The organism is Synechococcus sp. R5-13 (genome assembly GCF_047462015.1).
Classification (GTDB): domain Bacteria; phylum Cyanobacteriota; class Cyanobacteriia; order Thermostichales; family Thermostichaceae; genus Thermostichus.
This window is the reverse complement of sequence record NZ_JANSIL010000189.1, coordinates 1-7754: the sequence shown is the minus strand read 5'-3', so window position 1 is coordinate 7754 and position 7754 is coordinate 1. Positions and strand designations below refer to the sequence as shown.

Genomic DNA, 7754 nt, shown 5'->3' with positions numbered 1-7754 from the left:
GGGCAGAGCAGGCTCAGGGCTACTGAAAGCCCGCTCCGTACCGCTTAGCGGTCGGAGTCGGGTAGTTTACCTCCAAGTGGGTGTAGGGAGCCTGAGGGTTGATAGAGGAACCGGCGTCCTGTTGAACCTTGGGCTGAATGATGAGATCGATGCGCCGTGCCCCCGCGTGTTTGACAATCAGAAAGCTGGCTTCCAGAGGTGTCCGGCTCAGCAGAGCCAAAGCCCCCAGCCGCTCCTCCCCCCGGTTAATCGGGTAGGCAACAAAGCCTCGCAAGCCATTGGCCTTCACCCACTCTGGGGCGGGCATCCAGGCTTCTTGGGCGGGATTGTTGCTCAAAAGCGGCAGACCCTCCTGGGCCACCCGTCCCAAAGGGCTGTCGTCAGGGTAGATCCGCTGAATTTGGTCATGAGCAGGGCTGAGCAGGCCGGCATGGGCCACCGACTGAAAACATCCTTCCTGCGGGTCGAAAATCCAAAGGCGAGCTGAGGCTGCACCCAGACGATCCACCATCTGCCGTACCAAGGTCTGGGCCAGCTTGAGCACACACTGCTCCAGCTCCCCCATCTCTACAGAGTCCGAAGAGGATGGGGAAGATAACTGAGAAGAGAGCAGCACCAGTTCTTGGACAATTTGGTTTGCAGCCTGTAGCTGGCGTGACAGCATGGGATCCCGATTGCGGCAGCGGTGCGGAGCACTTTCAACAGAGGCAACCGAAGGCATGACAGCAAGAGATGGGCTTCCATCAACAAGAAACCAACTTCTGCACAGCCTCTAACCGCCCCAAAGCCCAGCCCCGCCGCTGGAGAAGGGCAAAAGATTCCAGCAAATCCGGCCCCTGCAGATCCCCTGTCAGGGCGGCCCGCAAACTCTTCATCAGCAGGCCCTTTTTCATGTTCTGGCCCTTGGCCACCTGATCCACCAGCGGTTTTAAGCTGTCCGCCGAAACCTGGGGCAGCTCGGCAGCAGCCAACGTGGTGGCCATTGCAGCCATAGCCTCTGCCACCCCAGGCAGGCGCAACTGTTCCAGAGCTGGCAACGTGTAGCTGAGGGGCTCCTGAAACAAAAAGCGGCTGAGCGGAGGAGCCTCTGCCAGGCGGTCGATACCATCGGCAATCAGGCGGGCCACATCTTCCAACCAGGTGGGATCCGGCACCTCGGAAAGGTCAAACCCTGCCGCCTGCCAAAAGGGGGTGAGCCGTTCTACCAGTTCTGGCGGAGAAAGCCGCTTGATGTACTGGCTGTTGATCCAGTTGAGCTTGTCCCAGTCAAAGCGGGCAGCCGCACGGTTAACCCGGTCAAAGTCGAACAGCGCAGCCGCCTTTTCCAGAGAGAAAAGCTCTTCCCCATCCGGGGGCGACCAACTGAGCAAAGCCAAATAGTTCTTGAGAGCTTCTGGCAAAAAGCCCAGCTGCTGGAACTCCGTCACCGAAGTTGCCCCATCCCGTTTGGAGAGCTTTTTCCCCTCCGGGTTCAGGATTAGCGGAGAATGGGCAAACTGGGGAGGTTCGTGGCCAAGAGCACGGTAGAGCAAAATCTGCTTGGGGGTATTGCCGATGTGATCTTCGCCGCGAATCACATGGGTGATGCCCATGTCGATGTCATCCACCACCACCGCCAAGTTGTAGAGAGGGCAGCCATCCGCCCGGGCAATGACCATATCCCCCCCCAAGTCCTGGGTGTTCCAGGTAATGGGGCCGCGGATGAGATCCACCCAAGACACCTCTAGGGGCTCCTCGATTTTGAAGCGGATCACTGGCTGCCGCCCCTCGGCTTCGTAGGCTCGTCGCTGGGCTTCGGTGAGAAAGCGGTGGCGGTTGTCGTAGCGGGGGGCTTTGCCGGCAGCCTTCTGGGCAGCGCGCATCTCCTCCAGCTCTGCCTCGCTGACGTAGCAGCGGTAGGCCAGCCCTTGATCTAGAAGCTGCTGCACCACTGCTTGGTAGCGCTCGATGCGCTTGGACTGGTAGACCGGCCCTTCGTCCCAGTCTAGGCCCAACCAGGCCAGGCCCGCCAAAATGTTGCGGGTGTAGCGGGGCAAAGAGCGGTCGCGGTCGGTGTCCTCAATGCGCAAAATGAACCGGCCACCGTGGCGACGGGCATACAGCCAGTTGAACACTGCCGTCCGGGCGGTGCCGATGTGCAGATTTCCGGTTGGACTGGGGGCAATGCGAACACAAACACTCACAGGTCTAAGGATCCCAAGCAGAGTATCCCGATCCTAGTCGGCGGCGAGATCCTTTGTCATGTTGGCCCTCCATTGGGTTGCAGGCGGTTGCCAATCGAGGCATTTCGAGTAGAATCCGCCTTAGCTGCCGGTCAAAAGGTAGGCTTCATGGGGATCCAAGTCAATGAGCAACGTTCAAACCCCGCTTTTTTCCGGTGTTGAGGAAAAGCTGTAGCGCAGGAGGAATCCCAGCACATGCGTCTGACTTTGGCCATTCTTCTGGGTTGTCTGTCCGCCGGGATCCCGATTGGATCCGCCTTGGCCCAAATTGCCTATCCTTCCTATCCGGTGGGAGATGCCCTGGATAGGATCCTGTTGGATACAGGCAGGAATGTGGATCCGGTCATTTTCCCTGAGGAGGTGGTGCGCTCCCAGGCCCGGCAGACCACCGCCTTCTTCACCACGCTGCTGAACCAACGCACCAACATCCCACCCCTGCGCTCGCTGGATTTGCCCAGCCCCTATCAGGCTTCGGTTCGTACCCAGGCCGGGTACTACCGCGTGACCCAGACAGAGCCCGTTTTGGATTTTGAAATCTTGCGCTAGGCAGGGCAGGTATTCGGGGCCTGTTCCAGCGCCGGCCTGTTGCTGTTGCCAAAACGTTGTGTATGAAGCTCCGTTCTACTGCTGCGCGGAAGAAAGCTAGCTAGGGCGGTGGTTGTGCCCTGGTCGGCGTGGCGGAAAGGGCAGTGACTGCCTGGCGGTTGCCTTAAAGCTGTTCACCCAGGAGGGCATGGTTTTTCTCAGCGAAACAGCTCCCTGGAGAGGCGCTCCGCCGGCGCAATCGGACAAGAGGGAACTGGGGAAAGTTGTGTTTGTGAGAGCCTTCATCCTATGGCCCGCTCGCGCGGACGGTAACTGCCTCTCCGGTCAGCGAAAAAGCTCGCGTGGCGGTAATGCGCACCGGCACCAGGGATCCCTGCAGTTGCTCTGGATCCCCTTCAAAGAACACCAAGCGATTGCCGCGGGTACGCCCCATTGCCTGGCGGGGGTTTTTCGGGTTGGGGCCTTCCACCAGCACCTCTTGCACCTGGCCTAGGAGTCGGGCACTGCGGGCGGCGGCCACCTCGGCCACCAGTCGGTTCAGCCGTTGCAGGCGGTCGCTTTTTTCCTCCTCGGGCACTTGGTCGGGCCACTCAGCGGCGGGGGTGCCGGGACGAGGGGAGTAGGCGGCGGTGTTCACTTGGTCAAAGCCAATGTCCTGCACCAGTTGCAGGGTTTCTTGGAACTGAGCTTCGGTCTCTCCCGGGAAGCCGACAATGGCATCGGCGCTGATGGCGGCTTCGGGCATGTATTGGCGGATGAGCTGGATGATCTGGCGATAGCGCTCGTGGGTGTAGCCGCGCCGCATCCGCTTGAGCACTTCGTTGCTGCCCGCCTGGAAGGGGATGTGGAAGTGCTCGCAGACTTTGGGCAGCTCGGCGCAGGTGGCGATCAGCTCCTCGGTAAAGTAGCGCGGGTGGCTGGTGGCAAAGCGAATCCGTTCAATACCTTCCACCGAATGGACGAAGCGCAACAAGCTGGCCAGGTTGGTTTTCGGATCCAGATCCCGTCCGTAGGCATCGATGTTCTGCCCCAGCAACGTCACCTCGCGGTAGCCCGCTCTGGCCACGTCTTCGATTTCGGCGCGGATGGCCTGGGGCTGGCGGGACTGCTCTTGCCCTCGCACCCGCGGCACGATGCAGTAGGTGCAGCGCTCGTTGCAACCGTAGATAACGTTGATCCAAGCAGTGACCTGGCTGTCGCGACGGGGCTTGGTGATGTCTTCTGGGATCTCAACCGGCTCGGTGGCCACCACCTGGTTTCCGGCTTCCACCTGCGCCAGCAAATCCCCAAGGCGGTTCACGTACTGGGGGCCCATGACCAGATCCAGCTCAGGGACGCGGCGCAACAATTTTTCCCCCTCTTGCTGGGCCACACAGCCGGCCACGATCAGCTTGATGGCCGGGTTCTTGCGCTTGCGCTGTGCCTGGATGCCCAGGTAGGAATAGACCTTCTGCTCAGCATTGTCGCGGATGGTGCAGGTGTTGTAGAGAACTAAGTCCGCCTGCAACTCATCTTCGGTGGCCACATACCCCAGGGACTCCAGGATCCCGGCCATGCGCTCGGTATCGGCGCGGTTCATTTGGCAGCCGAAGGTGATGGTGTGGTAGGTGGGAGCAGCCATGGGAAGAAACAGTACGAAGAACCACCATCTTCGAGCTTAGCGGATCCTTAAAATGGCTGCGGGGCTTGAGACTCCAACAGTTAATCTAGCTAGATAGAAATTCCTACACCGGCAAAGGCTCATGTTGCCCAAGCATCGTCCCAAGCAACTGTCGCTGGGCCCTCTGGAATCGGAAATCTTGGAGATCCTCTGGGATCTGGGCAGTGCCAGCACCCGTCAAATCCACGAGCGCATCTTGGCCGATCCGGATCGGGAGCTGGCCTATGCCTCTGTGACTACAGTTTTGCAGCGCTTAAGCCAGAAGGGCTGGGTGAGCTGTGAGCGCCGCACCGATCCCCAAGGGCGGAATCTGCCCATGCTGTGGCGGCCTCGTCTTTCGCGTCAGGAAGCGGCCAGCCTCAGGGCCTTCACCCACCTGCAGCAGTTTTTGGCTGTAGGGGATCCCGATACGGTGGCAGCCTTTGCCGATAGCCTGGATCAGGCCAGTGTGTCCCAGTTGCAGGCGATTGCCGAACGGCTGCGGGCGGCCCGTCAAGCCAGGAGGGATCCGCGATGAGCCACTTGGGCATGTTACTGCTGGGCTTGGGCCTCAGTTGGCTGTGGCGGGTGCAAGTGCGCCTGGATAAGGGGGGCGGGTGGAGCCGGCGTTGGCAGCGGGCTTGGATCCACTTCTTGCTGCCCCCGCTGCTGTTGCTGACCACTGCTTTGGCCTTGGCCTGGATGGGGCCGTGGGGACAAATGGCCGGGGTGGGGGGCTGGTTCTGCTACGGCTGTGCTCTGCTGTTGCTGGCCGTGGCCGGCGGCGTGGCCTTGCACTGGATTTGGGAATACTGGCGCTCCTATCGACGTGCCCATCTGCAAGCTCTGGCCCATGTGGATTTGCATGGCTCTCCCGCCTATGTGCTGGATTTGGAGATCCCTTTTGCTGCCCAAGTGGGGGTGTGGAATGCCCAGTTGGTGGTCAGCCGCGGCCTGCTGGAGCAGTTGGATGATGAGCACTTGCGGGCCGTAATCGCTCACGAAGAAGCCCATCGCCACTACCGCGACACCCTGTGGATGTTTGGGGTGGGCTGGCTGCGACGCCTCACCGGCTGGCTGCCCAACACCGAGGCCCTCTGGCAGGAATTGCTCACTCTGCGGGAACTGCGGGCGGATCGCTGGGCGGCCCAACGGGTGGATCCCTTGCTGTTGGGAGAGGCCCTGCTGCAGGTGGTGGGCTATGGCGTGGTGGAGCAACCGGCGGCGGCCTGGGTTGGCTTTGCAATGGCCGTGAGTTCAGACTCAGGGCAACGGCTGCAGGAGCGTATCGATGCCCTGCTGCAGCAGGCAGAGTCAGGGCCCGTCGATCCCCTACCCCATTCTTCTTCCATTCGGGGTTGGGCCTGGTTGGGGTTGGCCCTGTTGCCTTTGCTGGCGATCCCGTTCCATACCTGAGGATCTGCAGAATGCGATACTCTGGGTCAGGTTTTCTGGACTTCTAGGGACTTACAGCAGTGCAAACCAACTCTTCCCTTTCTGAGGCGACCGGGTCGGCCTGTGATCCCCTTACGCGGGCGCAGATCCTCATCGAGGCTTTACCCTACATTCAGCAGTACCAGGGCCGCGTTATTGTCATCAAATACGGCGGCGCAGCCATGGTGCACCAAGAGCGACGGGCCGAGGTGCTCCGAGACATCGTCTTTCTGGCCTGTGTGGGGATCCGCCCGGTGTTGGTGCATGGGGGGGGGCCGGAGATCAACAGTTGGCTACAAAAACTGGACATTCCCTTCAAGTTTGTGGATGGCTTGCGGGTTACCGATGCCGCCACCATGGAAGTAGTGGAGATGGTGTTGGTGGGCAAGGTTAATAAGCAGATCGTGCAGCTCATCAGCTTGGCCGGCGGATCGGCGGTGGGGCTGTGCGGGCGGGATGGCAACTTGATCAAAGCGCGATCCCAGGGCCGGGCAGAGATCGGCTTTGTTGGGGAAGTGAGCAGCATCAACCCCCAGTTGCTGCAAACCCTGTTGGAAGGTGGACAGATTCCGGTGATCTCCAGTGTGGCTGCCGATGAGACGGGCCAAGCCTACAACATCAACGCCGATACGGTGGCGGGAGAACTGGCGGCTGCTCTGGGGGCAGAAAAGCTGATTTTGCTCACCGACACCCCTGGCATTCTCAAAGATCCTCAGGATCGCAGCTCTCTGATTACGTTGCTGGATATCGAGACGGCTCGCCAGTTGATCCAAGCCGGTGTCGTCAAGGGCGGCATGATCCCGAAGGTGCAGTGTTGCATTCGCGCCCTGGCACAAGGGGTGCGGGCGGCCCACATTCTGGATGGAGGATCCCCTCACTCTCTGCTGCTGGAGATTTTGACCGATGCCGGGGTGGGCACCAAGCTGGTTCCTTCTCAATTTGCCGCCCAGTTGGAAGGGCTGAACAACGGATCCTGCTAGGCTTCCTTGATGAAGCGCAGGATCTCCCGCACATGGCCGAGAAATTGGCTATCCACACTGAGCTGAGCCACAGCTTGGCGGGTCTCTTGGCGCAGTTGGCTGTGGTCTAGCTCGTTGCTGGCCCGCAACTGTTCCAGTTGGGCCTTGAGCGCGGCCAGCTCCTGCCGTAGGTAGCGCCGGGTTTCTTCCTCTTGTTGGGCCCAAGAGCCAGGTTTGCCGGGATCCCATTGCTCCTGCAACTGCTCGACTTGGCGCTGCAACTGCTCTAGTCGTTCCGCCAGCTCGAGGGCATCTTCGCGAGGGATGCGGATTTGCCCTTGCAACTGGGCCAAGCGGTCGGCCAAATACTCGTAGCCCCGGATGGCCGGGCGCAGAGCCGTTAACAACACCGCAGCCACGGCGCTGGGGTAGCCAATGGGGGTGACTTGCCCAACGGCCAAGCCATAGAAAGCTAGAGCCGACAGCCCATGCAGGGCAATGGCCACGCGCAACGACCAGCGGCTGAGCTTTTGTAGGAAAGCCAAGGTTGAATCTTCCACCGGGATCCCTCGTTCCTGAGACACGACCGCCTCCTGCTGAACGGCCTTGGCCTGAAAGTAGAGGTTCCAGGGAAGGGTGACGATCACCACCAGCCACCAAAAGCTGGCGATCCCAATGGCCCAGTCGGCCAGCTCCCCAATAGGTAGCCCAAAAGCCCGCAACAGGCCAAACAGGATCCCGCCGCCGATCAACAACAGCAGCCCCGCCACCCAAACTGGGAAAAAGATTTTCGAGTAAGACACGGAGTAAGAGGTTGAGTAAGACATTGCCGGTTTCTCCTCATCAAGCTGCCTACAGCCTGCCCGAACCGAGCGGCCAGAAGCTCGTAAACTACCCGACTCCGACCGCTAAGCGGTACGGAGCGGGCTTTCAGTAGCCCTGAGCCTGCTCTGC

General features: G+C 60.5%; 8 protein-coding genes. 4 read left to right on the top strand and 4 right to left on the bottom strand.

Going from position 1 to position 7754, the window contains the following annotated elements; translation table 11 throughout:
• Positions 1-19: 19 nt before the first annotated feature.
• The gene (locus NW840_RS13265; RefSeq protein ID WP_414344775.1) at positions 20-664 is read right to left on the bottom strand and encodes a GAF domain-containing protein; all 645 of its coding nucleotides are present in this window, start codon (positions 662-664) and stop codon (positions 20-22) included.
• Positions 665-743: 79 nt separating this feature from the next.
• Positions 744-2183, bottom strand: coding sequence for a glutamate--tRNA ligase (gltX, locus tag NW840_RS13260; RefSeq protein ID WP_414344773.1), 1440 nt, complete (start codon positions 2181-2183; stop codon positions 744-746).
• A 234-nt stretch (positions 2184-2417) separates the two neighbouring features.
• On the opposite strand from gltX, the gene NW840_RS13255 reads away from it, so the two are divergent.
• The gene (locus NW840_RS13255; RefSeq protein WP_011433285.1) at positions 2418-2768 is read left to right on the top strand and encodes a hypothetical protein; all 351 of its coding nucleotides are present in this window, start codon (positions 2418-2420) and stop codon (positions 2766-2768) included.
• 286 nt (positions 2769-3054) lie between these two features.
• On the opposite strand, the gene miaB is transcribed toward NW840_RS13255, so the two are convergent.
• Positions 3055-4389 carry a tRNA (N6-isopentenyl adenosine(37)-C2)-methylthiotransferase MiaB gene (miaB, locus tag NW840_RS13250; RefSeq protein ID WP_414344772.1) on the bottom strand — a complete coding sequence of 445 codons (1335 nt, stop codon included), beginning with the start codon at positions 4387-4389 and terminating at the stop codon, positions 3055-3057.
• 121 nt (positions 4390-4510) lie between these two features.
• Between miaB and NW840_RS13245 the strand changes: the two genes are divergently transcribed.
• Genes NW840_RS13245 through argB form a run of 3 tightly spaced genes read left to right on the top strand, consistent with a single transcriptional unit; the run spans position 4511 to position 6821 of the window.
• Positions 4511-4945, top strand: coding sequence for a BlaI/MecI/CopY family transcriptional regulator (locus tag NW840_RS13245; protein ID WP_414344770.1), 435 nt, complete (start codon positions 4511-4513; stop codon positions 4943-4945).
• Positions 4942-5823: a M56 family metallopeptidase gene (locus NW840_RS13240; RefSeq protein WP_414344768.1), complete on the top strand. Its 882-nt coding sequence runs from the start codon at positions 4942-4944 to the stop codon at positions 5821-5823. The genes NW840_RS13245 and NW840_RS13240 overlap by 4 nt, the downstream gene beginning before the upstream one ends.
• A 59-nt stretch (positions 5824-5882) precedes the next feature.
• Positions 5883-6821 carry an acetylglutamate kinase gene (gene argB, locus NW840_RS13235; RefSeq protein ID WP_414344766.1) on the top strand — a complete coding sequence of 313 codons (939 nt, stop codon included), beginning with the start codon at positions 5883-5885 and terminating at the stop codon, positions 6819-6821.
• Here argB and NW840_RS13230 read toward each other — a convergent pair.
• Positions 6818-7627, bottom strand: coding sequence for a hypothetical protein (locus NW840_RS13230; protein ID WP_414344764.1), 810 nt, complete (start codon positions 7625-7627; stop codon positions 6818-6820). The two genes, argB and NW840_RS13230, sit on opposite strands and share 4 nt — an antisense overlap.
• Between the last annotated feature and the right edge of the window lie 127 nt (positions 7628-7754).